This is a genomic window from Pseudomonas onubensis (assembly GCF_965653655.1).
Taxonomy (GTDB): Bacteria; Pseudomonadota; Gammaproteobacteria; order Pseudomonadales; family Pseudomonadaceae; genus Aquipseudomonas.
The window spans coordinates 101,221-125,456 of record NZ_CBFHAZ010000001.1 but is presented as its reverse complement, the minus strand read 5'-3'; the positions used below and the strand labels follow the sequence as shown (position 1 = coordinate 125,456).

At 54.4% G+C, this 24,236-nt stretch carries 25 protein-coding genes; 14 read left to right on the top strand and 11 right to left on the bottom strand.

Going from position 1 to position 24,236, the window contains the following annotated elements:
* The 10 genes from ACTD9P_RS00550 to ACTD9P_RS00505 form a co-directional block, all read right to left on the bottom strand.
* Complete coding sequence (locus ACTD9P_RS00550) at positions 1 to 918, bottom strand: glycosyltransferase family protein (protein WP_438866280.1); 918 nt, start codon at positions 916 to 918, stop codon at positions 1 to 3.
* On the bottom strand, positions 915 to 1,982 hold the full coding sequence (locus ACTD9P_RS00545) for an NAD-dependent epimerase/dehydratase family protein (RefSeq protein WP_438866279.1): 1,068 nt from the start codon (positions 1,980 to 1,982) through the stop codon (positions 915 to 917). Before ACTD9P_RS00545 ends, ACTD9P_RS00550 begins: the two co-directional genes overlap by 4 nt.
* On the bottom strand, positions 1,975 to 3,039 hold the full coding sequence (locus ACTD9P_RS00540; protein ID WP_438866278.1) for an acyltransferase family protein: 1,065 nt from the start codon (positions 3,037 to 3,039) through the stop codon (positions 1,975 to 1,977). Before ACTD9P_RS00540 ends, ACTD9P_RS00545 begins: the two co-directional genes overlap by 8 nt.
* Complete coding sequence (locus ACTD9P_RS00535) at positions 3,032 to 4,381, bottom strand: ABC transporter ATP-binding protein (protein WP_438866277.1); 1,350 nt, start codon at positions 4,379 to 4,381, stop codon at positions 3,032 to 3,034. The genes ACTD9P_RS00540 and ACTD9P_RS00535 overlap by 8 nt, the downstream gene beginning before the upstream one ends.
* Before the next feature lie 17 nt (positions 4,382 to 4,398).
* The gene (locus ACTD9P_RS00530) at positions 4,399 to 5,229 is read right to left on the bottom strand and encodes an ABC transporter permease (protein WP_438866276.1); all 831 of its coding nucleotides are present in this window, start codon (positions 5,227 to 5,229) and stop codon (positions 4,399 to 4,401) included.
* Between the two features lie 505 nt (positions 5,230 to 5,734).
* Positions 5,735 to 6,619 (bottom strand): glucose-1-phosphate thymidylyltransferase RfbA, encoded by an 885-nt coding sequence (gene rfbA, locus ACTD9P_RS00525; RefSeq protein WP_438866275.1) that lies wholly within the window; start codon positions 6,617 to 6,619, stop codon positions 5,735 to 5,737.
* A gap of 2 nt (positions 6,620 to 6,621) precedes the next feature.
* A complete protein-coding gene (gene rfbD, locus ACTD9P_RS00520; RefSeq protein ID WP_438866274.1) occupies positions 6,622 to 7,518 on the bottom strand; it encodes a dTDP-4-dehydrorhamnose reductase in 897 nt (298 codons plus the stop codon).
* Positions 7,515 to 8,585, bottom strand: a complete 1,071-nt coding sequence (gene rfbB, locus ACTD9P_RS00515; protein ID WP_438866273.1) for a dTDP-glucose 4,6-dehydratase — start codon at positions 8,583 to 8,585, stop codon at positions 7,515 to 7,517. The genes rfbD and rfbB overlap by 4 nt, the downstream gene beginning before the upstream one ends.
* Positions 8,586 to 8,589: 4 nt before the next feature.
* Positions 8,590 to 9,564, bottom strand: coding sequence for a glycosyltransferase family 2 protein (locus ACTD9P_RS00510; RefSeq protein ID WP_438866272.1), 975 nt, complete (start codon positions 9,562 to 9,564; stop codon positions 8,590 to 8,592).
* Positions 9,565 to 9,819: 255 nt separating this feature from the next.
* Entirely contained in the window at positions 9,820 to 10,680 is an 861-nt protein-coding gene (locus ACTD9P_RS00505; protein ID WP_438866271.1) for a DMT family transporter, read from the bottom strand.
* Between the two features lie 421 nt (positions 10,681 to 11,101).
* Between ACTD9P_RS00505 and ACTD9P_RS00500 the strand changes: the two genes are divergently transcribed.
* Entirely contained in the window at positions 11,102 to 11,893 is a 792-nt protein-coding gene (locus ACTD9P_RS00500) for a CPBP family glutamic-type intramembrane protease (protein ID WP_438866270.1), read from the top strand.
* Between the two features lie 73 nt (positions 11,894 to 11,966).
* Positions 11,967 to 13,532: a methyl-accepting chemotaxis protein gene (locus tag ACTD9P_RS00495; RefSeq protein WP_438866269.1), complete on the top strand. Its 1,566-nt coding sequence runs from the start codon at positions 11,967 to 11,969 to the stop codon at positions 13,530 to 13,532.
* 102 nt (positions 13,533 to 13,634) lie between these two features.
* Here the strand turns inward: ACTD9P_RS00495 and ACTD9P_RS00490 are convergent, their stop codons facing one another.
* Positions 13,635 to 14,327: an alpha/beta family hydrolase gene (locus ACTD9P_RS00490; RefSeq protein ID WP_438866268.1), complete on the bottom strand. Its 693-nt coding sequence runs from the start codon at positions 14,325 to 14,327 to the stop codon at positions 13,635 to 13,637.
* 79 nt (positions 14,328 to 14,406) lie between these two features.
* On the opposite strand from ACTD9P_RS00490, the gene ccoN (ACTD9P_RS00485) reads away from it, so the two are divergent.
* The 12 genes from ccoN (ACTD9P_RS00485) (at position 14,407) to ACTD9P_RS00430 (ending at position 24,197) form a co-directional block, all read left to right on the top strand.
* Positions 14,407 to 15,831, top strand: coding sequence for a cytochrome-c oxidase, cbb3-type subunit I (gene ccoN / locus ACTD9P_RS00485; protein ID WP_138814392.1), 1,425 nt, complete (start codon positions 14,407 to 14,409; stop codon positions 15,829 to 15,831).
* Positions 15,832 to 15,841: 10 nt separating this feature from the next.
* Positions 15,842 to 16,450, top strand: coding sequence for a cytochrome-c oxidase, cbb3-type subunit II (gene ccoO / locus ACTD9P_RS00480; protein WP_065909614.1), 609 nt, complete (start codon positions 15,842 to 15,844; stop codon positions 16,448 to 16,450).
* Positions 16,451 to 16,453: 3 nt separating this feature from the next.
* Positions 16,454 to 16,654, top strand: a complete 201-nt coding sequence (locus ACTD9P_RS00475; protein WP_056861518.1) for a cbb3-type cytochrome oxidase subunit 3 — start codon at positions 16,454 to 16,456, stop codon at positions 16,652 to 16,654.
* On the top strand, positions 16,651 to 17,565 hold the full coding sequence (gene ccoP / locus ACTD9P_RS00470) for a cytochrome-c oxidase, cbb3-type subunit III (RefSeq protein WP_438866267.1): 915 nt from the start codon (positions 16,651 to 16,653) through the stop codon (positions 17,563 to 17,565). Before ACTD9P_RS00475 ends, ccoP (ACTD9P_RS00470) begins: the two co-directional genes overlap by 4 nt.
* A 418-nt stretch (positions 17,566 to 17,983) precedes the next feature.
* Positions 17,984 to 19,426: a cytochrome-c oxidase, cbb3-type subunit I gene (ccoN, locus tag ACTD9P_RS00465; protein WP_438866266.1), complete on the top strand. Its 1,443-nt coding sequence runs from the start codon at positions 17,984 to 17,986 to the stop codon at positions 19,424 to 19,426.
* On the top strand, positions 19,426 to 20,034 hold the full coding sequence (ccoO, locus tag ACTD9P_RS00460; RefSeq protein WP_056861521.1) for a cytochrome-c oxidase, cbb3-type subunit II: 609 nt from the start codon (positions 19,426 to 19,428) through the stop codon (positions 20,032 to 20,034). Before ccoN (ACTD9P_RS00465) ends, ccoO (ACTD9P_RS00460) begins: the two co-directional genes overlap by 1 nt.
* 5 nt (positions 20,035 to 20,039) lie before the next feature.
* Entirely contained in the window at positions 20,040 to 20,225 is a 186-nt protein-coding gene (locus tag ACTD9P_RS00455; RefSeq protein WP_005790274.1) for a CcoQ/FixQ family Cbb3-type cytochrome c oxidase assembly chaperone, read from the top strand.
* A complete protein-coding gene (gene ccoP / locus ACTD9P_RS00450) occupies positions 20,222 to 21,199 on the top strand; it encodes a cytochrome-c oxidase, cbb3-type subunit III (protein WP_438866265.1) in 978 nt (325 codons plus the stop codon). The genes ACTD9P_RS00455 and ccoP (ACTD9P_RS00450) overlap by 4 nt, the downstream gene beginning before the upstream one ends.
* A gap of 152 nt (positions 21,200 to 21,351) precedes the next feature.
* Complete coding sequence (locus tag ACTD9P_RS00445) at positions 21,352 to 21,606, top strand: type II toxin-antitoxin system Phd/YefM family antitoxin (RefSeq protein ID WP_017134811.1); 255 nt, start codon at positions 21,352 to 21,354, stop codon at positions 21,604 to 21,606.
* A complete protein-coding gene (locus ACTD9P_RS00440) occupies positions 21,606 to 22,016 on the top strand; it encodes a type II toxin-antitoxin system VapC family toxin (RefSeq protein ID WP_438866264.1) in 411 nt (136 codons plus the stop codon). The genes ACTD9P_RS00445 and ACTD9P_RS00440 overlap by 1 nt, the downstream gene beginning before the upstream one ends.
* A 207-nt stretch (positions 22,017 to 22,223) precedes the next feature.
* A complete protein-coding gene (gene ccoG / locus ACTD9P_RS00435; protein WP_438866263.1) occupies positions 22,224 to 23,639 on the top strand; it encodes a cytochrome c oxidase accessory protein CcoG in 1,416 nt (471 codons plus the stop codon).
* Positions 23,640 to 23,657: 18 nt separating this feature from the next.
* Positions 23,658 to 24,197 (top strand): FixH family protein, encoded by a 540-nt coding sequence (locus tag ACTD9P_RS00430; protein ID WP_056861526.1) that lies wholly within the window; start codon positions 23,658 to 23,660, stop codon positions 24,195 to 24,197.
* Positions 24,198 to 24,236: the final 39 nt, after the last annotated feature.

The window sequence follows — 24,236 nt, the reverse complement described above, 5'->3', positions numbered from 1 at the left end:
TCACAGAGAAAAACGATGATTAGTATAGAAGTCACCATTAAAGCTAGAAACTTTATGGGCACTGTCTATCGGAGAAGGAAGTTTACCTAGATCACGCTTTGATATAAAAACTTTAGCCGCACGCTCTAAGTTCTGTGACCCCGAGCGCTGAAACGACTCTAAAAGCTCTGTAACTAATTTAGGCCTGGAATATTTATGAGCCATCATCAGAGCAGCTTCAGCAGAGTAGTATTGCTCACTGCTGGACGGCAGCCAAGTGCCTTCATCTGATAAGCGTTTATCATGGAAAACCGAAGCAGATGGTTGATATATTACCTTGAACTTCTCTAATCTAATACGCCAAGACAAATCTACATCATCGCAGTACAAAAAGAAGGATTCATTATCAAATCCACCAATAGATTTAATAAGTTCAGTGGGTAAGAGAGCACACGCTGTAGTGGCCCAATCGGTTTCCCCTGTAGTGGTATTGTAATCCTTGGGATGCTCAATCGGGAGTTGGCGGGCTTCAACTAATCCGACATTCGCCTCTGTGTAAGGTCTAGCCAACTCTATTAGTGCATCAGGTGCCATCATGACATCCGGATTCATAATGAGGACGAAGTCTGTCTCAGTTCCCTCCAAAAGCCTATTATGCCCTGCAGCTGAACCGAGATTTTTTGAAAAAAAATCTATCTCTATAGACTTCAATGCATGAGATTCAGCAGAAATTTCCAGTAGAGCTTCTTCATCCAATACACGCTGAGGAGAGGCGTCGCCATAAATCAGCGAAACTGATGTAAACACTCCCTTTGCAATCGCCAAGTCGGCAGCACGATTTAAATGCCTGATGGTTTTTTCAATCCTGGCGATTTCATTGCCATAGAGAACAGATTGAACGCGTAATGTTCCAAAGTTTTTCTGAAATTTCGTAGTCATTTGAATACCATTCTTACTGATGACGAATCGATCCAATTACATAGTTTATCAATACCAGACTCCACTGTGACTTGCGGTTTCCAATCCAGGGAATTCAATGTATCGTCAATCACACAACTAGCGTGCCGCACGTCGCCGTTACGGTATTTCCCACACACGTGAGGCGCCGGCGCGGAGTAATGCTCAGCAATGATTTCAGCCAATTTAAAAATTGTTACAGACTCACCCAAGCCAACATCACATATAAAGTGTTCCTCGGAACTCTCAGCTGCCGCAAGTAAAGCGTTTGCGACGTCGGAAATATATACGAAATCACGGGCGACTTTTCCGTCCTCATAAAGAGGAATACTCTGTTTAGACTTCGCCATTTGGGCAAAAAACGAAACTATGCCAGTATATGGATTAGTCAACGACTGGCCCACGCCATATACGTTTTGCAATCTAAGAACTGCAGTTTTGACTCCGTAAGCGTTGGCCCAGCAAGAAATCAACTGCTCTTGACTTAACTTTGTAACCCCATAAATACTAGTAGGATAGGTAAATGTTTCGCTTGCCCTAAATGGCAGCGCAGTTAGACCTGGAAAATCCCAAAGAGAGTTTTTCAACATTTCATTGGTTCTTTGTCCCGGATAACTGACCTTTCCATCTTCGGCCGCCCAACTACCTTCGCCATATACGGCGCGACTGCTCGTTAATACAATGCGACTAGGGAATACGTTATGAGCAGAAAAAGCATCTAGCATACGGGTAGTGCCAAGAATATTTACCTCAGCGTGCCTGCTTGACTCTACGAGTGATTGACCTGTACCCGTTTCTGCTGCTAAGTGATAGACCACATTCGGAGTGTAGAGTGCAAGGACATTTTCCCACGTTTTAGGGTCTGTAATGTCACCCTCTATCAACTCCACTAAAGGATGGAGTAATTCTGGCCGATCAGAAGTTGCGTGTATTTGCGGATGCATATTATCAATAGCCACAACTTTAGAGTATCGTTTGACTAATGATGCTGACAAAGCGCATCCGATAAATCCCGCACCGCCCGTTACAAAGCAAACCTCACCCATGCTGTTTTCCTCTGATGAAAATAAAATTTAAATTCGTTTTATATTTTAACGCAGGCTTCTCGATAAAATGCCAAGATAAGCACGCGCACAGTACAGCCAATGGCATACTCACTAGTGCATTTTGCAATGGTGAAATACTATTTTTTGTTACAGCGTTCACTACTTGCTGGATCAAAAATCCATAAAGATAAATACCGTAAGAAAAATCACCGTACCGACCCACTCGATGTAAATATATTGTTTTGGTCGTAGCAAAGCTTAAAATCACATAGGGCGCCACTACGTAAAGAAAAGCTTCCTGCATTACTGAAGATGTCGGCTGAAACAACACTGCAAAACCTACCAGAAATAGCGCAACCCCCATATCAAAGAATCGCTCTAACGAATAGTATGAATACAATGCGCCTATTAAAAAATATGGAGCAACGTCAAGGGCGCTAATCAGGTCTGTACCATAAACGACAGGATGAATTTCAGGTGTAGTATGATGTACTAGCCTTAAACTAAGCGACACCATAATTGCAGTTGCAATAAACAATACGGATGAAGGTGATGCATCAACGGCTCGCTTTCGCTTAATTGCCAATAATGCGATCAATATATACATGAAAAACTCTACAGGTAGGCTCCAAAGAGAACCGTTCACAGCACCCTTGTACGAATTATATGAAAATAGATCCACTAAGTTATAGACTGGATAAAGCATGATGTTTTTAAGATAATATAACACTGTCAAATTTGAGTAATACTCAGAAAATGACAATGAAGTCAGAACTGGCCCAACAATAAGAACAGTAACTAACACCAAAACTATCAGCGCAGGAAATATTCTCAGCGCTCTCTTTGCTATGTAATTCCCAAGACCTGCGGAGCTTACCCAACTCTTACATATTAGAAACCCACTAATGCTAAAAAAAATCTTTACCGCAAACGCCTGTATCGAATTACCTAATAATGTTGGGCTACCAAGCAAAGCCAAAGGAAAGGCGTGCCCATAAATAACTGCAAGCGCTGCAAGCAACCTTACGCAATCAAAATTATTTGACCTGCTATCCATGTATCAATTCGCCTTCGAGTTGTACCATTTCGATCTCTCGCATAGGTATACCTATTAGTCCAGAGGCCATATTCATAGACTCGCTCCTAATTATAACAGCATCGTCTACCCAATCATTAACACGATGGTTATCTTGGGTTCCATCGCTCACAGCTACTGTAATTGAGTAGTCCCCTGCTGGTAAAATTGGCATATCAAAATCAAAACGACAATCCCACACTTCATTTCCCCGCGAGCTTTTCGGATCATCAAAGTAAGTTAAACACGTATTATCACCAAACAATGAAACACCGTTTTTATTTTTAACAATAAAACCAACAATTAAATTTTTCAATACCTCATAAGTTTCGAATCTTACAACTAGACTAACTGACTCACCACCTATTGCCCACAAAAGTGGTTCACCTGAGCTTGAAATTAAACTTACATTCGAAATCTTTGCAGCGCCATTTCCAAATCTATTCCCATAATTTTCAGGAGAGAAAATCTGTAAATCGTTACGTAACGTTGAATGCTTGAGCAATGCCTGCCTAGGGTCTACGAAATTTTTACGATCTCGTGGCCTTGCGATAGAGACATCATCCACAGACCCAACAGATTGTTGCTTCGAATAATAGTCCTTAAGGTACTCTTGAGTGACTGTCTTAGCATCGCCAATCGCACGCAAGCTACCATTTTCGAGCCAAACTACCTTATCGCACAATGTTGTAATTGCCGTACTATCGTGGCTCACTAACAGTAAAGTGCCGCCCTTTTTTTTGAAGTCATCTAAAAATCGCATACACTTTTGAACAAAGTATGCATCCCCAACCGCCAACGCCTCATCGATCACTAAAATTTGTGCTTCAACGTGAGCGATAACTGAGAATGCCAAACGCATAAACATTCCGCTGGAATATGTTTTAACCGGCTGATGTATCTTATCTTCAATTTCCGAAAAAGCGATTATTGAATCTACCCGCGCGTCAATTTCAGCGTTTGTCAGGCCTAATACCTGCCCGCTCATATAGATATTTTCAAGCCCTGTAAATTCTGGATTAAATCCTGATCCCAGCTCTAACAGCGCCGCAATTCGTCCATCTGCGCTAACGCTCCCTGCGCTAGCAGAAAGTGTTCCGCATATTATTTGAAGCAGTGTTGATTTTCCGGAACCGTTTCGGCCGATTATGCCAACCGTTTGACCTTTAGTGACCGAAAAAGACACGTTTCTCAGTGCCGCATGTTCTTTAAAAAGATTTTTTGTACTACCAATAATCATCTGTAATAAACGATAAAATGGTTTATCGTAAATCAAAAAATTCTTTGAAATCGAATCAACTTGTATTGATATCTGATCAGTCATAACTAACACCTATAAGTTCAAAGAACGTCTGCAAAGCCTTTTCTGGTTTTCTGAAACCAATAATAGCCTACAAAAAAAATGAAAATTGATATCAGATACGAACTTAAAACTTGCATTAGATCTGGAGCTTGATCATACAATAATATCCCGCGACTTCCCTCAATAAAATATGTGAGAGGGTTAAATGAAAGCCACAGCTGGTATTTTTCTGGCAAAGCAGAAGTCGGATAAAAGACAGGAGAAAGAAAGAGCAAAACCGAGCTTGCAAACAAAACCAGCTGCCCGATATCTCTTACATACACCCCCAACGAAGTAGTTATCCATGTAACACCTAAAGTACCCAAGATAAGGGGGGTTATAAGAACTGGAAAAAATAGTACCGAGACGCCTGGAAAATGCCCAAGCCAAACTAGTGCAACAGCCGTTACTAAAAGGCTTATAATAAAATGAAATATCGCACCTCCTGCATTAATTACAGGCAGTATCTCTAGCGGAAAAACAACTTTCGTTATATAGTTTTTATTATTCAAAAGCGTATCAGGCGACTTATTCAAACACTCAGAAAAAAAAGCATGAATCATCATGCCTATAAAAACCATAATCGCAAAATCACCAGTGCTATTACCTGATACAGATGGCCACCTCGATTTAAAAATATTAGAAAAGACAAATGTATATACGAGAAGCATCAATAATGGGTTAAAAAACGACCATGCTATGCCTATAACCGATCCCTTATATCGCCCAACGACCTCGCGCCGAGTCATTCGGCGGATAAGTGATCTATTCTTCCACAAGGAGAGAACCAAGCTCAAAGGAGAGCTGGGGTTACCGCTACCGTTTTTCATAGTTCTTTCCACATATTTAATATCCTCAAGATATTTGGTTGAGTGCCTTAAAATACTTAAAACCGAACTGATTTATAACACCCCAAAAAAACAGCACTTTAAATTTCAAATATTCAAGTACACTCTAAAGCCTTCATATATCTATACTGTAGCGACTGCATCAAATGCAGTCTGTTATACGACACTTTCAAACATCCTTATCTTTAGTACCGCTCGAACGCATGGACAGTACTTTTTAGCGGGCGTTTCTGCTCAGCTAGCTCAACTCGATGATTCGCCTATTCACCGGAACCTGCTTTGCAAAAATCGACAACCTTCATCTATCCACCATGCTATGACCATACTTCAAAAATTATTAATAACTTTAATATCGCTCAAGCACACTTAACACTCAACGCTTAGCTAGTTCCCAAAACCCTAACTATAAATAGTTAACCAACTTGGTGGGTATTCGCCCCTTAAAAAATATCAAATCAAACATCAGGCCCCGCCATATCGTGCAAGTTTAATAAATAGTGTCGTGGAGTAGGCGACGTAAGTATTGCCCATAACCATTTTTTGAAAGAGGAACTGCAAGTTTTTCAAGTTGCTCAGCATCAATCCATTTTTGCCGAAACGCAATTTCTTCAGGACAGGCCACTTTGAGCCCTTGGCGATGTTCAAGAGTGGCAATGAAATGACTGGCTTCAAGAAGTGAATCATGTGTGCCGGTATCTAACCATGCGTAGCCCCGTCCCATTATTTCAACAGAAAGCTTACCCCGTTCCATATAAACACGATTAAGATCGGTAATTTCCAATTCACCACGAGGTGACGGCTTGATCGCTTTTGCTATTTCAACTACATCTTGATCATAAAAATACAGTCCTGTTACCGCATAATTCGACCTTGGCTCAGATGGTTTCTCTTCTAGACTAATAGCCTTACCCTGATCATTAAACTCAACAACTCCATAACGCTCAGGATCATTCACGTGATAAGCAAAAACACTTGCGCCATTCTCACGAACCATAGCGCTTTGAAGCAACTCATTAAAATGATGACCGTGATAAATATTATCACCAAGAACTAAAGCCGAGAGATCATTACCGATAAAATCCTCACCAATAATGAACGCTTGGGCCAAACCATCCGGAGAGGCTTGAACAGCATAAGAAATGTTCAACCCCCAATTGCTGCCATCGCCCAGCAACTGTTCGAAACGCGGAGTATCCTGCGGTGTAGAAATGATCAGAATATCGCGAATACCCGCCAGCATCAGTGTCGTCAGCGGGTAGTAAATCATTGGCTTGTCATACACTGGCAACAGCTGCTTGGAGATAGCCAGTGTCGCTGGGTGAAGACGCGTGCCCGAGCCGCCGGCCAGGATGATCCCTTTACGTTTGAGCATGTTCATTTCTCTAGTGTTTCCATCAGCATCCGTGCCACACCGGATTGCCATTCAGGCAAGCACAATGAGAAGGCATTTTGCAGTTTTTGGGTGTTCAATCTGGAGTTGTTGGGGCGTTTGGCAGGAGTAGGATAAACCTCAGTCGCTATCGCGCCAACTTGCGCAGGAGCTACTTTAAGTTCCACGCCAGCTGCTTGGGCCTGTTCAAGCACAAAGCGCGCGTAACGGCACCACGTAGTCTCTCCTCCAGCCGCAAGATGATAAATTCCACCAAGTTCTGGTTGAAGCTTCATCGCACGAATGCTGTGCGCCGTCACATCAGCCAACAGATCAGCACCGGTCGGTGTGCCGAATTGATCGTCGATCACGTTCAGGCTGTCACGTTCCGTGGCCAGGCGCAGCATGGTCTTGGCGAAGTTATTACCTCGAGCTGCATATACCCAGCTGGTGCGGAAAATCAGGTGTGCGCAACCGCTGTCCTGAATCGCCTGCTCGCCCTGAAGTTTGGTAGTGCCGTAGACACTCAGCGGCCCCACAACATCGCTTTCCTGCCAAGGCGTATCACCATTGCCAGCGAACACATAGTCAGTGGAATAGTGCACCAACAAGGCATTGAGCTTGAGGGCCTCGGCTGCCAATACCGCGGGAGCTTCTGCGTTGACGCGCAGTGCCTGGGCGGGCTCACTTTCGGCCTTGTCGACGGCGGTGTAAGCCGCCGCGTTGACGATGACGTCCGGCGCAAACCGCTGCACGGTCGCTGCCAGGCCATCAAGATCGCTCAGGTCACCACAATAGTCCTGGCTTTTGGAATCCAGCGCCAGGACTTGGCCCAAAGGCGCCAGGCTACGCTGAAGCTCCCAGCCGACCTGACCATTTTTACCCAGCAGTAGAATCTTCATGCCGAACGCTCAGAGTAGTTTTTCTCAACCCATTCACGGTAAGCGCCGGACTGGATGTTGCTCACCCAATCTTGATTGTCCAGGTACCACTGAACGGTTTTACGAATGCCCGTCTCGAAGGTTTCCGCCGGTTTCCAGCCCAATTCGCGCTCAAGCTTGCGAGCGTCGATGGCGTAACGACGGTCGTGGCCGGGACGATCCGTCACGTACGCGATTTGTTCCTTGTACGGTTTGCCATCCGCGCGAGGGCGCAACTCATCAAGCAAGGCGCAAACGATGTGCACGATGTCGAGGTTAGGCTTTTCGTTCCAGCCGCCCACGTTATAGACCTCACCCACAGTACCGGCTTCCAGCACTCGGCGGATGGCGCTGCAGTGGTCTTTTACGTACAGCCAGTCACGAATTTGCTGACCGTCGCCGTACACCGGCAGTGCTTTACCGGCCAGTGCGTTGACGATCATCAGCGGAATCAGTTTTTCCGGGAAATGGTACGGACCATAGTTGTTCGAGCAATTGGTCGTCAGCACCGGCAGACCATAGGTATGGTGATAGGCGCGGACCAAATGGTCGCTCGCGGCCTTGCTCGCCGAGTAAGGGCTGTTTGGCTCGTACTGGTGAGTTTCGGTGAACGCCGGGTCGTCCTTGGCCAGGGAGCCGTAGACTTCGTCAGTCGAAACATGCAGGAAGCGGAAGGATTGCTGGGCATCGGCATCCAGACCTTTCCAGTAGGTACGCACGACTTCCAGCAAACGGAAGGTACCGACGACGTTCGTCTCGATGAAGTCTTCCGGGCCATGGATCGAGCGGTCGACGTGCGACTCGGCAGCGAAGTTCAGGATAGCGCGCGGCTGGTGTTCAGCGAGCAAGCGCTGGACCAGCTGGGTATCGGCGATATCGCCCTGTACGAATACATGGCGCTTGTCGCCCTCGAGCGAGCTGAGGTTCTCCAGATTGCCAGCATACGTCAGCTTGTCCAGATTAATGACCGGCTCATCCGCCTGGGCTACCCAGTCCAATACAAAGTTTGCACCGATAAAGCCAGCACCGCCGGTTACTAAGATAGTCATTGAGTCAGATCTTTTTCAGTAATGTTGCAAAAATTAGCCCGAGGTTCCCCATGAACGTCTGTCGATACAAACCGGCAGACCAGAACCCCAGCACTCGTCTAAATAACGTTTGACTGCGTGCACCTTTAAAGCGCGCAAGCGTCGTTCGATGTTCCTCACAAAGACGATGCTCCATGGCTTCGAGAGCACGAATGTTCTGTTCGTTCCACTCGTAAAAGCGCCCCTGAAAAATCATCCGTAGGCGAACCAGACGTGCTGCCCAGCTGGAGTTGCTGCCAATCAGGTTTTCATCATGCTGGCGGTACTGCATTCTCGGCTCGGGATCGTAGTGAACGACGCCTCCCGCGCCTGTAACGAGTTGATACGCCCACCAATCATGGGAGGGCACGACGACATCCGAACCTGCCTCGATGATCAGTTCGCGCGCGGCCTGGTTGAAAACCATGGTATTGCCGCCCGCAATGCTCTGGACCAATGCATTCGAGAAATGTGGAGGTAGCGCGAAAAGGGGAGAAAAACCAAGCGCAGTGCCAGAATCGCCGACCAACTTAGTCCGGCCGCAATAAAGTGCTGGCACATTCGAAGGCTGGCTTTGCAACCAGTCGACAGCCACCTGCAGTTTCTCATCGTTCCAGATATCGTCCTGATCACACCAGGCAAAATAATCCGCCTGAATCTCAGAGCGACAAGTCAACGAGAGAAAATTTGCCACGAAGCCTTTCTGAGGGCCAGACACCACGCTTAAACGGTCGCTGCCCCAACGATTACAGTACTGCTGAAAAATCGCTGGCGAGCCATCTTTGGAACCATCATCGGAGATGAATAATCTCCAGCCATGGTGACTCTGCCGCTCAATGGAGTCGAGCTGTTCCGCAAGAAACGTCTCACCATTGTACGAGCACATCAGCACCGCAACGTTCGCCAAGCTAACGTCATTCGGGAGAGTATTAGAAAGACTGCGCGATGCGAATATAGACACAATATCCCTTTGCGAGCGTACTACATATCCTGCAGGGAGGTAGGATATAGGCCACAATAAGGTCGGAATTATTACAGGATTGGCCTGTAAGAGCAATCTTACTTGTGACCGATGGTCGACCGCTCAGCGCTCCTCAAACGCTCTACAGCGAGGTGTTGCACCTGTTAGGTGCAACACTTCTATTAGCTGTACTCCGATGGAGCATTCACTTTGGCCGGTTGCAGTCAGCTCGTCATTCAATGCTCAGTGCATAGTTCAGTGCCGACGAAACACAAACCCCAACCCAACAACGATCAACCCCATCCCCAACACGCTCAACAACGCCAGCCGATTGCCAAAGATCAGGTAATCCATCACCGCCGTTACCGCCGGCACCAGGTAAAACAGGCTCGTGACATTCACCAGATTGCCACGCGCGATCAGCCGATACAGCAGCAACGTCGCCAGCAACGAAACCACCAACCCCATCCACAGCACCGGCAGGTAAAAGCTGGCGCTTTGCTCAAAGTGGAACGGCTGGAATGGCACAAACACCGCGCACAGCAGAAGCCCAGCCACGTACTGCACCGGCAGCGTGCCCAACGGGTTGTCGGTGATGCGTTTTTGCATGATCGAACCCAGAGTCATGCTCGCCAGCGCCAGCAAGCCGAACAGCATCCCGGCCAGGGACATACCCGAGAGCCCGATGCCCTGATAGACCACCATGATCAACCCCGCCAACCCCAGCCCAAGGCCGAACAACCGGCTTAACGAGCGCTGACGCTCCATCAGCACCACGGTGAGGATCGGCTGCACACCCATGATGGTGGCCATCATCCCTGGCGTGACTTTGAGGTCCAGGGCCAGCAGATAGAAAATCTGATACGCACCCAACAACACCAGGCCGGTCGCCGCCGCGTACAGCATGGGCTTGCCGGTGCGCGGCAGTTTCAGCTTGAGGATCGGCACCAGGATCACCAAGCCCGCCAGCGCGATGGCAAAACGGATCAGTAAGAAGGCAAAGGGCGAAGCATGGGCCAGGCCCCACTTGGAGAAAATCGCCCCGCTGCTCCACAGCAGGACAAACAGGCTCGTCGAGGCCGCCGCGGCCACGGATTGTTTCGAAAAAACAGACATGGTTACCACCTGTCATCAGGCAAAAAAAGCCGATTCAGCTGACGCTGAGATTCAATAGGTTTTTTTCAGGCGGGCAGACGGGAACAGCACATTGCTGATCAGCCCGTAATGCCAACACCCGGCGGTGATACGACTGCGTACACCGGCGTGCTGCTGACAGGTGGGGGGTAGTGACTGATCTGCGCAGGCTGCTTGTTCCCACACGGCACGACCACAGCGTTGACCGCTGAATCGACTACCGCTATGCGCTGGGAAGCTGGCATGTGCTGATCTTTTTGAAAGGATTTGGACCGGCGAACTATAACCAGCCGCCAACCGGTTTTGCAATCACTTCACCCAAGCGTTTTGCGTGGAAGAGTTTTCATGCCTGCAACGAAAACCGGTCGTTATAATGCCGGCCGGTTTTTTTCAAGGATTTCACATGATTGCTCTGCCCTGGCTGTACCTGGTGCTGCTTTCCATTGGCTATGTACTGGCCTTGACCTACGGGCAATTAGGCATGCTGGCGGCGGTCTCCGTGGTCTTGCTGCTGGTCGCGGGTTACGCCGTTCGCCAGCAACGCAACCCGTGGGCGCGTTACCTCGGGCACGGCTTGTTTATCGTGCTGGCGCTGGGCCTGGCGATGCATTGGTTGCCAGGCTTCTACAACGGCCGGGGCATCGCACCTCAACGCTTTACGCCTGATTCGGTGCCGTTCTCGATGTACCTCAACCAGGACAAACCGCTGATCGGCTTCTGGCTGCTGCTGGCCTGCCCCTGGATTGTGGCACGCAGGTCCTTGCGCCTGTCGATCTGCGTCACTGCGCTGGCGTTGACACTTGCGGCAGTCGCAGCACTGGGTGGCGCAATGCTGCTGGGGATGATCAGTTGGGCGCCCAAATGGCCGGAACAGGCGTGGCTGTGGGTATTGAACAATTTGCTGTTGGTGACCTTGGTTGAAGAGGCATTGTTTCGTGGCTACATCCAGGGCGGCCTGAGCGAGCGTTTCAAACACCTGCCCTACGGCGAGAATGTGGCACTGCTGCTGGCCTCGCTGCTATTCGGTTTAATGCACCTGGGCGCAGGTTGGCATTGGGTATTGCTGGCAAGCATCGCCGGAGTTGGCTATGGCCTGGCGTATCGCTTTGGTGGGTTGGGCGCTGCGATCGCTACGCACTTCGGGCTGAACCTGCTTCACTTCGGGCTGTTTACTTACCCGATGCTGGCCGGCTGATTATTGCAAAAACAAGTTAAATAAAAGCCCGCAAGTGCCGATACCCCCTGAAAGCCTTGCGGATTGAACAACCATGCGTAATAACCAACCCGTTACCCAGCGCGAACGTACCTTCCCCGCTCAGCAACGGTTGATCTCCACCACAGACGCCAAAGGTGTGATCACCTACTGCAACGACGCTTTTGTCGAAATCAGTGGGTTCACCCGCGACGAACTGGTCCGAGCGCCGCACAACCTGGTGCGTCACCCGGATGTTCCGTCGGCTGTGTTCGCGCACATGTGGTCCACGCTCAAACAAGGCTTGCCATGGATGGGCATCGTCAAGAACCGCTGCAAGACCGGCGATCACTACTGGGTTAACGCCTATGTGACGCCAGTCTTCGATGGCAACCAGGTGATCGGTTACGAATCGGTGCGCATCAAGCCCACCGCCGAGCAGATCCGCCGGGCCGAGGCGCTCTATCAGCGCATCAACCAGGGCAAGTCGGCCGTGCCGCAGCGCGACAAGTGGCTGCCCGTGTTGCAGGACTGGCTGCCGTTTATCCTGGTCAGCCAACTGAGCTTTATGATCGGCGCGTCACTCAACTCCCACTGGGGCTTTGCCCTGGCGGCGGGTTTGTCGGTGCCACTGGGCCTGTTGGGGCTGAGCTGGCAGCAGCGCGGCCTCAAGCGTTTGCTGCGTTTGGCTGAGCAGACCACGTCTGACCCGCTGATCGCGCAGATGTACACCGACAGCCGAGGCGCGCAAGCGCGGCTGGAGATGTCGATCCTCAGCCAGGAAGCGCGTCTGAAGACCTGTCTGACCCGCTTGCAAGACACGGCGGAGCACCTGAACGACCAGGCGGCGCAGTCCAACACCTTGGCGCATAAAAGCTCCAGCGGACTGGAACGCCAGCGTGTAGAGACCGAACAGGTGGCCACGGCGGTCAACCAGATGGCCGCGACTACTCAGGAAGTCGCCAGCCATGTACAGCGCACGGCGGATGCCACCCAGGAAGCCAACCGCCTGACCGGTCGCGGCCGCGACATCGCCGGAGAAACCCGCGAAGCGATCCAGCGTCTGTCGGTGGCCGTGGGCGAGACGGGTGCAACCGTCACCCAACTGGCCAAGGACAGCGATGAAATCGGCGGCGTGGTCGATGTGATCAAAGGCATTGCCGACCAGACCAACCTGCTGGCACTGAACGCCGCCATCGAAGCGGCGCGTGCCGGTGAGATGGGCCGAGGTTTTGCGGTGGTGGCCGACGAAGTTCGCCAGCTGGCGCAGCGCACGGCGGAGTCCACCGGGCAGATCCATACGCTGATCGCCAAGCTGCAACACACCGCAGCGGCGGCCGTGCAAACTATGGACGCCGGGCATCGCCAGGCCGAAGAAGGTGTGGCGCGGGTGATGGAGGCGGATCAGGCGCTGGTGGGCATCAGTGAGGCGGTGGCCAATATCACCGACATGACCACGCAGATTGCAGCCGCGACCGAAGAACAGAGCGCAGTGGCCGAAGAGATCAGCCGTAACATCAGCACGATTGCGCTGTTGGCGGATCAGACCTCGGAACAGGCCATGAACTCGGCGCAGTTGAGTGAAGAGCTGACGCATACAGCGAATACCCAGTATTCGCTGGTAGAGCGTTTTAACCGGTAGACCCTTGTGGCGAGGGAGCTTGCTCCCGCTGGAGGGCGAAGCGCTCCCAAGATTTTGGGGCCGCTTCGCAGCCCAGCGGGAGCAAGCTCCCTCGCCACGGTTTCAGTGAACGCCCAAAAACTCAGCCACCTTCACCGCAGCAGCCTCCAAATGCTGCTCATGACTAAACCCCGAAGCCTTCAACGGCTTCAAATCATGATCCCCCGCCACCAGCCATATCACCTCGATGCTCGGCGACAGCGCATACCCTTCCACCGCCGCCCGGTTACCCAGCGCATCACGCTCACCCTGCACAATCAACGTCGGCGTCTTCAGGCCGGCCAGATGCTCGACTCGAGGCTTCTGCGGTTTGCCCACCGCATAAAACGGATAGCCCAGACACACCAACCCATCCGCACCCAGTTCATCCGCCAACAAACTGGCCATGCGCCCACCCATGGACTTGCCGCCAACCGCCAATTTCCCAGCGACATGACGTCGCACCTCGGCATACACCTCACGCCAGCATTCGAGCAGTTTCGGCGCCGGGTTCGGCGGGCGCTTGCCGCCGTCCAAACGGCGCTGGGCCATGTACGGAAACTCGAAGCGCAACACGTTCACGCCATGCCCGGCAAGGCGTGCAGCCATATCGCTCATGAAGAATGAGTCCATCGGGGCGCCAGCGCCGTGGGCCAGGATCAGCGTCACAGGTATACGTGCGCCAGCCACGGTCGCTGCATCCCACAACCAGCCGCGCTCGCGTACACACTGCGCCCATTGATCCCCGTCAATACTGGCCTTGTGCTCTTTGCCCATGCTTGCCTCGCTTTTTAGTCTGCCTATAACTCCAGCCCAAGTGCCGCATTTGCTTGGGTTGAACCGTGGATGGGGAACCATGAACACTACTTTAAGTACCGCCTATAACTACAAGGTGGTCCGCCAATTCGCCATTATGACGGTGGTGTGGGGCATCGTCGGCATGGGGCTCGGGGTTTTTCTCGCCGCCCAATTGGTTTGGCCTGCACTCAACTTCGATTTGCCCTGGACCAGCTTCGGCCGTTTGCGCCCGCTGCACACCAACGCAGTGATCTTTGCCTTCGGTGGCTGCGCACTGTTCGCCAGCTCGTTTTACTCGGTGCAACGCACCTGCCAAACCCAGCTGTTCGCGCCGAAAATTGCCGCGTTCTGCTTCTGGGGCTGGCAGCTTGTGATTGTACTGGCCGCTATCAGCCTGCCACTGGGCTACACCACCTCCAAGGAGTACGCCGAGCTGGAATGGCCGATCGCCATTCTTATCGCCGTGGTCTGGGTCGCCTATGGTGTGGTGTTCTTCGGCACCGTGATGAAGCGCAAAACCAAGCACATCTATGTCGGCAACTGGTTTTTCGGTGCGTTCATCATCACCGTGGCCATTCTGCACATCGTCAACCACGCGTCCTTGCCTGTGAGCTGGACCAAATCCTACTCGGCCTATGGCGGTGCGACGGATGCGATGGTGCAGTGGTGGTACGGGCACAACGCGGTAGGCTTTTTCCTCACCGCAGGCTTCCTGGGGATGATGTACTACTTTGTGCCCAAGCAGGCCGAGCGTCCGGTGTATTCCTATCGCTTGTCCATCGTGCACTTCTGGGCGCTGATTACCCTGTACATCTGGGCCGGCCCGCACCACCTGCACTACACCGCGCTGCCGGACTGGGCGCAGTCGCTGGGCATGGTGATGTCACTGGTACTCCTGGCACCGAGCTGGGGCGGCATGATCAATGGCATGATGACCCTCTCGGGCGCCTGGCATAAGTTGCGCAGCGACCCGATTTTGCGCTTCCTCGTGGTCTCCCTGGCCTTCTACGGTATGTCGACCTTCGAAGGGCCGATGATGGCCATCAAGACGGTCAACGCCCTCTCCCACTACACCGACTGGACCATCGGCCACGTACACGCCGGGGCGCTGGGTTGGGTGGCGATGATTTCCATCGGCGCGCTGTACCACATGATCCCGAAAGTCTTCGGCCGCGAGCAGATGTACAGCCTCGGCCTGATCAACGCGCACTTCTGGCTGGCCACCATCGGCACCGTGCTCTACATCGCCTCGATGTGGGTCAACGGCATCGCCCAGGGCCTTATGTGGCGTGCAGTCAACGAAGACGGCACCTTGACCTACTCCTTCGTCGAAACCCTGGTGGCCAGCCACCCTGGCTTCATCGTGCGGCTGGTGGGCGGTGCGATCTTCCTCAGCGGCATGTTGCTGATGGCCTACAACACCTGGCGCACCGTGCGTTCGGCGCAACCCGTCGAAGCCACTGCCACTGCGCAGCTGGCCTGAGGAGTCGATGATGAAACACGAAACGATTGAAAAGAACGTCGGCCTGTTGATGCTGCTGATGGTGCTTGCCGTGAGCATCGGCGGCCTGACCCAGATCGTCCCGCTGTTCTTCCAGGACGTGACCAACAAACCAGTGGAAGGCATGAAACCCTACACCGCGCTGCAGCTGGAAGGCCGCGATATCTATATCCGCGAAGGCTGTGTGCAGTGCCACTCGCAGATGATTCGCCCGTTCCGCGCCGAAACCGAACGCTACGGCCACTACTCGGTAGCCGGCGAAAGCGTGTGGGACCACCCGTTCCTGTGGGGTTCCAAGCGCACCGGGCCGGACCTGGCACGCGTCGGCGCACGCTACTCGGACGACTGGCACCGCGCGCACTTGTACAACCCGCGCAACGTGGTGCCGGAATCGAAAATGCCGGCCTACCCGTGGCTGGTCACCGCGCCGGTCGACAGCAGCCACACCGAGACCAAGTTGAAAGTGATGCGCACCCTCGGCGTGCCGTACACCGACGACGACATCAGTGGCGCCGTCGCCAGCCTCAAGGGCAAGACCGAGATGGACGCGCTGGTTGCGTACCTGCAAGTGCTCGGCACTGCCATCAAGAGCAAGAGGTGAGCCATGGGATTTGAATTCGATGCGGGCACCATCCGCGGCCTGGGCACGCTGGTGGTCGCCATCGCCTTTATCGGCCTGTCGCTGTGGGTGTTCAACAACCGGCGCAACGCGGACTTCGAGCAGGCTCGCCTGCTGCCGTTTGCCGATGAACCTTCCCCGTCCGACGCTCAAGAAGAGCCAGCAACAAGGAGCACCCAGCCATGACTACCTTTTGGAGTACATGGATCTGCGTATTGACCCTCGGCAGCCTGATCGGGCTGACCTGGCTGTTGGTCGGCACCCGCAAGGGCGAAACCAAAGGCAGCGTGGACCAGACCATGGGCCACGCCTTCGACGGCATCGAGGAATACGACAACCCGCTGCCCCAGTGGTGGTTCATGCTGTTCGCCGGCACCCTGGTGTTTGCGGTCGGCTACCTGATCCTCTACCCGGGCCTGGGCAACTGGAAAGGCGTATTGCCGGGTTATGAAGACGGCTGGACCCAGACCAAGGAATGGGACAAGGAAATGGCCAGGGCGGACGCCAAGTTCGGGCCGATCTTCGCCAAATTCTCGGCCATGCCGGTGGAAGAAGTGGCCAAAGACCCGCAGGCGCTGAAAATGGGTGGGCGCCTGTTCGCCTCCAATTGCGCGGTGTGCCACGGCTCGGATGCCAAGGGCGCATATGGTTTCCCGAACCTGGCGGACAACCTCTGGCGCTGGGGCGGCTCGGCTGAAGCGATCAAAGCCACGATCATGAGCGGGCGCCACGCGGCAATGCCGGCCTGGGGAGAAATCCTCGGTGAGGACGGCGTGAAAAATGTCGCCGCTTATGTGCGTCATGACCTGGCCAAGCTGCCCTTGCCGGCCGACAACACGGCCGACCTGGTGGCCGGCCAAGCCGCGTTCAATACCACCTGCGTGGCGTGCCACGGCCCACAAGGCCACGGCATGGAAGCCATGGGCGCGCCGAACCTGACCGAGCCCGCCGGCTTCATCTACGGCACCAGCCTGGCGCAGTTGCAGCAGACCATCCGCCACGGTCGCCAAGGCCAGATGCCGGCACAGGATGTACTGCAAGGCAATGACAAGGTGCACCTGCTGGCGGCCTATGTGTACAGCCTTTCGCATCAGTAGCAGCAAATGAGCTGCAAGTTTTGAGCGACAAGCTGCAAGAGGAGAGCTTCCAACTCTGATCTTGCAGCTGCTTTTTCTTGCGGCTTGCAACTTGCCGCTTGCAGCTGCCCCCCCTGCGGCCCTTCGTCGCACCCTGGCGAAACCCAACTTTCCCCTCCTCACTTTCGGGTCTACGCTTGTTCCCACAGTGGACCAATCCTGGCCTACGCGACGGTATCCGTTGCGCCCCTTAAAATTCCTGTCCGCTCGATCAGCTTTCCATTTCCGATTTTGTCCCTACGCAAAACATGGAAAGGGCGCAGAATCTGGCTCGGAACGCATTGATACAGGTCAGTCATTGCGTTGCAATGGCCCCTCGGTTTCTACATACTTGCGGCCGATTTTACCTATAAAAAAACCTAAACCGTGGAACCTTAGAATGAGCACAGCAATCAGTCCGACTGCTTATAACTATAAGGTCGTCCGCCAGTTCGCCATCATGACGGTGGTCTGGGGGATCCTTGGCATGGGGCTCGGGGTGTTTATCGCCTCGCAACTGGTGTGGCCGGAATTGAATTTCGGTTTGCCCTGGACGACCTTCGGCCGCCTGCGCCCGCTGCACACCAACCTGGTGATTTTCGCCTTCGGTGGTTGTGCGTTATTTGCCACTTCCTACTATGTCGTGCAGCGCACCTGCCAGACGCGACTGATCTCCGATGGCCTCGCCGCCTTCACCTTCTGGGGCTGGCAAGCCGTCATCCTCGGCGCCATCATCACCCTGCCGCTGGGCTACACCACCACCAAGGAATACGCCGAGCTGGAATGGCCGATCGCGATTTTGCTCGCCATCGTCTGGGTGACCTACGCCGTGGTGTTCTTTGGCACCATCGTCAAGCGCAAGACCAAGCACATCTATGTGGGCAACTGGTTCTACGGTGCCTTCATCCTGGTGACGGCGATGCTGCACATCGTCAACCACGCATCCTTGCCGGTGAGCTGGTTCAAGTCCTACTCGGCCTATGCCGGCGCAACCGACGCGATGATCCAGTGGTGGTACGGCCACAACGCCGTAGGGTTCTTCCTCACCACCGGTTTCCTGGGGATGATGTACTACTTCGTGCCCAAGCAGGCCGAACGCCCGATCTATTCGTATCGCCTGTCCATCGTGCACTTCTGGGCGCTGATCACCCTGTACATCTGGGCCGGTCCCCACCACCTGCACTACACCGCGTTGCCGGACTGGGCGCAGTCGTTGGGCATGGCCATGTCGATCATCCTGCTGGCGCCCAGCTGGGGCGGCATGATCAACGGCATGATGACGCTGTCAGGCGCGTGGCATAAATTGCGCACCGACCCGATCCTGCGCTTTCTGGTGGTATCGCTGGCGTTCTACGGCATGTCGACCTTCGAAGGCCCGATGATGGCCATCAAGACGGTCAACTCGCTGTCTCACTACACCGACTGGACCATTGGCCACGTACACGCCGGCGCGCTCGGCTGGGTGGCGATGATCTCCATCGGCGCGCTGTACCACATGATCCCCAAACTGTTCGGCCGTGTGCAGATGCACAGTGTCGGGCTGATCAACGCGCACTTCTGGCTGGCCACCATCGGCACCGTGCTCTACATCGCGTCGATGTGGGTCAACGGCATCACCCAGGGCCTGATGTGGCGCGCCATCAACGATGACGGCACCCTCACCTACTCCTTCGTCGAAGCGCTGCAAGCCAGCCATCCGGGTTACATCGTGCGCGCCCTGGGCGGTGCATTCTTTGCCTCCGGCATGTTCCTGATGGCCTACAACGTCTGGCGCACCGTGCGTGCCTGCGACCCTGTAGAAGCCGAAGCCGCCGCCAAGATCGCCGTTGTGGGAGCTCACTGATGAAGCATGAAGTAGTCGAGAAGAATATCGGCCTGCTGGCCTTCTTCATGGTCATCGCCGTGAGTATCGGCGGCCTGACCCAGATCGTTCCGCTGTTTTTCCAGGACGTGACCAACAAGCCGGTCGAAGGCATGAAGCCGCGCACCGCCCTTGAAGTCGAAGGCCGCGACGTCTACATCGCCAACGGCTGTGTGGGTTGCCACTCGCAGATGATCCGCCCGTTCCGCGCCGAAACCGAACGTTACGGCCACTACTCGGTGGCCGGTGAAAGCGTGTGGGACCACCCATTCCTGTGGGGTTCCAAACGTACCGGCCCGGACCTCGCCCGTGTCGGCGGACGCTACTCCGATGACTGGCAGCGCGCGCACTTGTACAACCCGCGCAACGTGGTGCCTGAATCGAAAATGCCGGCGTACCCGTTCCTGGTGGAAAACAAGCTCGACGGCAAGGACACCGCCAAGAAGCTCGAAGTCTTGCGCACCCTGGGCGTGCCCTACACCGATGAAGACATCGCCGGTGCAGCCGCTGCCGTGAAGGGCAAGACCGAAATGGACGCATTGGTGGCCTACCTGCAAGGCCTTGGCACCATCATCAAAAGCAAACGGTGATCTTCATGGATATCGGGATGATTCGTGGCCTGGGCACCGTTGTGGTGATGGTGGCCTTTGTCGGCCTGGCGCTGTGGGTGTTCAGCCCGCGCCGCAAGTCGGAGTTTGACGACGCGACCATGCTGCCCTTTGCAGATGATCCCGAGGCCATCAAGCACGTCGAGCAAGCTTCTAGGAGTAACAAAGAATGACTACGTTCTGGAGTCTGTACGTCACAGTCCTCAGTCTGGGTACCATCTTCGCCCTGACCTGGCTGCTGCTGTCGACCCGCCGGGGCCAGCGCACCGAACAGACGGACGAGACCGTCGGCCACTCGTTCGACGGCATTGAGGAGTACGACAACCCACTGCCCAAGTGGTGGTTCATGCTGTTCGTCGGCACCATCATTTTCGCCCTCGGCTACCTGGCGCTGTACCCCGGCCTTGGCAACTGGAAAGGCCTGCTGCCGGGCTACAACTACCTCGACAACGACAAGCAAACCCCCTTCGCCAACGGCCAGACCGGCTGGACCGGCGTACACGAATGGGAAAAGGAAATGGCCAAGTCGGACGCCAAGTTCGGTCCGATCTTCGCCAAATTCGCCGCGATGCCGATTGAAGACGTCGCCAAGGACCCGCAAGCCTTGAAGATGGGCGGCCGCCTGTTCGCCTCCAACTGCTCGGTGTGCCACGGCTCCGACGCCAAGGGCGCCTACGGCTTTCCCAACCTGACCGACGCCGACTGGCGCTGGGGCGGCGAGCCGGCCACCATCAAGGAAACCATCATGAAAGGCCGCCACGCGGTGATGCCGGCCTGGGCCGAGGTCATTGGCGAACAAGGCGTGGCTGACGTGGCGGGCTTTGTGGTGACCAACCTCGATGGCCGCAAACTGCCGGAAGGCGCCAAGGCCGACGTGGCCAACGGCGCGAAACTCTTCGCCGCCAACTGCGTGGCTTGCCACGGCCCGGCCGGTAAAGGCACGCCAGCAATGGGCGCGCCCGACCTGACGCATCCGGGCGCATTCATCTACGGTTCGAGCTTCGCGCAATTGCAGCAGACCATTCGTTATGGCCGTCAGGGCCAGATGCCGGCGCAGGAGTTGCTGCAAGGCAATGACAAAGTGCACTTGCTGGCGGCGTATGTTTACAGCCTGTCCCATGGGGATAAGCAGGCTGAGGAGCAATAAGCTCTCGGCAACGAAAAAGCCCCGCAGTGCGGGGCTTTTTTCTGCCGGGCTGCGGCGATTGCAGCGCATGACCATTCGGAACCTCGCACTTGCTGCGCGTCGACGCAAAGTAGTAACGTTACTACATCTAATCTGCCGAAGGGGAATACCCCATGACCATCACCACCATTTCCAGTCGTGAATTCAATCAAGACACAAGCGGTGCCAAAAAAGCCGCCAGTAAAGGCCCGGTTTTTATCACCGATCGCGGCAAGCCTGCCCATGTACTGCTAAGCATTGAGGACTACCAGAAACTGACAGGTCTGAACGTGGACATCGTTGACCTGTTGGTGATGCCGGAAGCGGCCGAAATCGACTTCGAAACCGAACGTGCCGTGATCACTCACCGACCCGTGGACCTCTCTTGATGTATCTACTCGACACCAACGTAATCTCCGAACTGCGTAAACCCCACGCCGACGCGAGAGTAGTGGCTTGGGCAAAAAGTGTTATCGCTGCGCGCATGTTCATCTCGGCCATTACGCTGAAGGAATTGGAAACCGGTGTACTGCGCATGGAGCGCCGAGACCCGGTTCAGGGGAAAGCGTTACGGACATGGCTCAAGCGCCATGTTATGCCAGCGTTCGATGCCAGGATATTGCCGGTTGATGCCGCCGTTGCGCTGCGTTGCGCGCATCTGCATGTGCCGGAGCAGGCCAACGAGAGTGACGCATTGATTGCCGCAACCGCTCTGGTGCATGGGCTCACCGTGGTGACGCGCAACGTCAGTGACTTCAAGTCCAGTGGTGTGCCTCTGATGAATCCATGGGATGAATGACCTGCTTACCGGTGAAAACCGTCCATACTTGCCAAGTCAATTGATCCAGATCACATATACCATCAATTGATTTCCCCCAACGCGACCAAAGGTCGCACCCGTTCCGCTGTACCAGAGGCGTATCATTACGCCACTGCAACACCCTATTTTTGACCCCGGCTGGCACGTACTGGCCGAGGCAAATCTCCACCGCCGTGGGATGCAATGATGAGCAACCAAATACCGGTACATGACGTTACCCCGCCTGCCAAAAACGCCAGCAACACGGTAGACCTCTACGCCTCGCGCGAGAAAATCTACACCCGTGCCTTCACCGGCCTGTTCCGCAACTTGCGTATGCTCGGTGGCGCCGGTTTGTTCCTGCTCTACTTCGGCACCGTGTGGCTGAACTGGGGCGGCCACCAGGCGGTGTGGTGGAACCTGCCGGAACGTAAATTCTTCATTTTTGGCGCGACCTTCTGGCCCCAGGATTTCATCCTGCTCTCGGGCATTCTTATTGTTGCGGCCTTTGGCCTGTTCTTTATCACCGTGTACGCCGGGCGCGTGTGGTGCGGCTATACCTGCCCGCAAAGCGTGTGGACGTGGATCTTCATGTGGTGCGAAAAGGTCACCGAAGGCGACCGCAACCAGCGTATCAAGCTCGACAAGGCGCCCATGGGCGCCAACAAATTCCTGCGCAAGTTCAGCAAACACACGCTGTGGCTGCTGATCGGCTTTGTCACCGGCATGACCTTCGTCGGCTACTTCTCGCCGATCCGCGAACTGGTGTTCGACTTCTTCACTGGCCAGGCGGATGGCTGGTCGTATTTCTGGGTCGGTTTTTTCACCCTGGCCACCTACGGCAACGCCGGCTGGCTGCGCGAACAGGTGTGCATCTACATGTGCCCGTATGCGCGTTTCCAGAGCGTGATGTTCGATAAGGACACCCTGATCGTGTCCTACGACCCGCGCCGTGGCGAAGTGCGTGGCCCACGCAAAAAGGGCATCGACTACAAGGCTCAGGGCCTGGGCGATTGCATCGATTGCACGATGTGCGTGCAGGTGTGCCCCACCGGCATCGACATCCGTGACGGCCTGCAAATCGAGTGCATCGGCTGCGCCGCGTGTATCGACGCCTGCGACAACATCATGGACAAGATGGACTACCCACGCGGCCTGATCAGCTACACCACCGAGCACAACCTGTCCGGGCAGAAAACCCATAAGCTGCGCCCGCGCCTGATCGGTTATGCCTTGGTGCTGCTGGCGATGATCGGCCTGTTGGCCGGCGCATTTTTCATGCGCTCGCTGGTGGGCTTCGACGTCAGCAAAGACCGCGTGCTCTACCGCGAAAACGCCGAAGGCCGCATCGAAAACGTCTACAGCCTGAAGATCATGAACAAGGACCAGCGCGACCACACCTACGTGCTCGACGCCTCGGGCCTGCCCGACCTCAAGCTGCAAGGCCGCCGCGAGATCAAGGTTGCCGCCGGGGACATCTTCACCATGCCGGTAGAGCTGTCCAGCGCCCCTGAGCAACTGCCATCGAGCACCAACGAGGTGAAATTCATCCTCAGGGATGCCGATGACGACAGCGTCCATATTGAAGCCAAGAGCCGATTCATCGGCCCACAAGTCCGCTAATTAGAAGAGAGCACGACAATGCCCGCAGCCACTGCCGCAAGCCCCTGGTACAAGCACCTCTGGCCCTGGATCATTATTGGGATCCTGGCCTGCTCGGTGACCTTGACCTTGTCCATGGTGACCATTGCGGTGAAGAACCCGGACAACCTGGTCAACGACAACTACTACGAGGCCGGCAAAGGCATCAACCGCTCCCTGGACCGTGAGCGGCTGGCCCAGACCCTGCAACTGCGCGGCAAGTTGCACCTGGACGAGCTCACCGGTGAAGTCGAATTGCAACTGACGGGCTACAGCAACCCGAACACTCTGGAACTGAACCTGATTTCCCCGACCCAGCCGGAGAAAGACCGCAAGATCAACCTGACCCGCAGCGACAGCGAACCCGGCCGCTACATCGGCCAGGTCACCGACAAGGTAGAGGGCCGGCGCTTCGTGGAATTGCTCGGCGTGGAGGGCGACAAGACCTGGCGCCTGTTCGAAGAAGAAGAGGTCAGCCACGACAAGGACTTGCTGCTGGGCGATGAACCGTTGCAGGGTGCCGAAGACCTGAAAAAGTAGCGTGATCGTTCCCACGCTCCGCGTGGTAATGCAGCCCGT

Excerpts from the sequence above, each read along its gene's own strand:
- ACTD9P_RS00440 (WP_438866264.1), top strand. The coding sequence starts at position 21,606 with ATGTATCTACTCGACACCAACGTAATCTCCGAACTGCGTAAACCCCAC.
- ACTD9P_RS00540 (WP_438866278.1), bottom strand. The coding sequence starts at position 3,039 with ATGGATAGCAGGTCAAATAATTTTGATTGCGTAAGGTTGCTTGCAGCG.
- ACTD9P_RS00475 (WP_056861518.1), top strand. The coding sequence starts at position 16,454 with ATGGGATTTGAATTCGATGCGGGCACCATCCGCGGCCTGGGCACGCTG.
- ccoP (WP_438866267.1), top strand. The coding sequence starts at position 16,651 with ATGACTACCTTTTGGAGTACATGGATCTGCGTATTGACCCTCGGCAGC.
- ACTD9P_RS00495 (WP_438866269.1), top strand. The coding sequence starts at position 11,967 with ATGCGTAATAACCAACCCGTTACCCAGCGCGAACGTACCTTCCCCGCT.
- ccoG (WP_438866263.1), top strand. The coding sequence starts at position 22,224 with ATGAGCAACCAAATACCGGTACATGACGTTACCCCGCCTGCCAAAAAC.
- rfbB (WP_438866273.1), bottom strand. The coding sequence starts at position 8,585 with ATGACTATCTTAGTAACCGGCGGTGCTGGCTTTATCGGTGCAAACTTT.
- ACTD9P_RS00530 (WP_438866276.1), bottom strand. The coding sequence starts at position 5,229 with ATGAAAAACGGTAGCGGTAACCCCAGCTCTCCTTTGAGCTTGGTTCTC.
- ccoO (WP_065909614.1), top strand. The coding sequence starts at position 15,842 with ATGAAACACGAAACGATTGAAAAGAACGTCGGCCTGTTGATGCTGCTG.
- ACTD9P_RS00500 (WP_438866270.1), top strand. The coding sequence starts at position 11,102 with ATGATTGCTCTGCCCTGGCTGTACCTGGTGCTGCTTTCCATTGGCTAT.
- ACTD9P_RS00505 (WP_438866271.1), bottom strand. The coding sequence starts at position 10,680 with ATGTCTGTTTTTTCGAAACAATCCGTGGCCGCGGCGGCCTCGACGAGC.
- ACTD9P_RS00455 (WP_005790274.1), top strand. The coding sequence starts at position 20,040 with ATGGATATCGGGATGATTCGTGGCCTGGGCACCGTTGTGGTGATGGTG.
- ACTD9P_RS00445 (WP_017134811.1), top strand. The coding sequence starts at position 21,352 with ATGACCATCACCACCATTTCCAGTCGTGAATTCAATCAAGACACAAGC.
- ACTD9P_RS00490 (WP_438866268.1), bottom strand. The coding sequence starts at position 14,327 with ATGGGCAAAGAGCACAAGGCCAGTATTGACGGGGATCAATGGGCGCAG.
- ccoN (WP_138814392.1), top strand. The coding sequence starts at position 14,407 with ATGAACACTACTTTAAGTACCGCCTATAACTACAAGGTGGTCCGCCAA.
- ccoP (WP_438866265.1), top strand. The coding sequence starts at position 20,222 with ATGACTACGTTCTGGAGTCTGTACGTCACAGTCCTCAGTCTGGGTACC.
- rfbD (WP_438866274.1), bottom strand. The coding sequence starts at position 7,518 with ATGAAGATTCTACTGCTGGGTAAAAATGGTCAGGTCGGCTGGGAGCTT.
- ACTD9P_RS00430 (WP_056861526.1), top strand. The coding sequence starts at position 23,658 with ATGCCCGCAGCCACTGCCGCAAGCCCCTGGTACAAGCACCTCTGGCCC.
- ACTD9P_RS00545 (WP_438866279.1), bottom strand. The coding sequence starts at position 1,982 with ATGGGTGAGGTTTGCTTTGTAACGGGCGGTGCGGGATTTATCGGATGC.
- ACTD9P_RS00535 (WP_438866277.1), bottom strand. The coding sequence starts at position 4,381 with ATGACTGATCAGATATCAATACAAGTTGATTCGATTTCAAAGAATTTT.
- ccoN (WP_438866266.1), top strand. The coding sequence starts at position 17,984 with ATGAGCACAGCAATCAGTCCGACTGCTTATAACTATAAGGTCGTCCGC.
- ACTD9P_RS00550 (WP_438866280.1), bottom strand. The coding sequence starts at position 918 with ATGACTACGAAATTTCAGAAAAACTTTGGAACATTACGCGTTCAATCT.
- rfbA (WP_438866275.1), bottom strand. The coding sequence starts at position 6,619 with ATGCTCAAACGTAAAGGGATCATCCTGGCCGGCGGCTCGGGCACGCGT.
- ccoO (WP_056861521.1), top strand. The coding sequence starts at position 19,426 with ATGAAGCATGAAGTAGTCGAGAAGAATATCGGCCTGCTGGCCTTCTTC.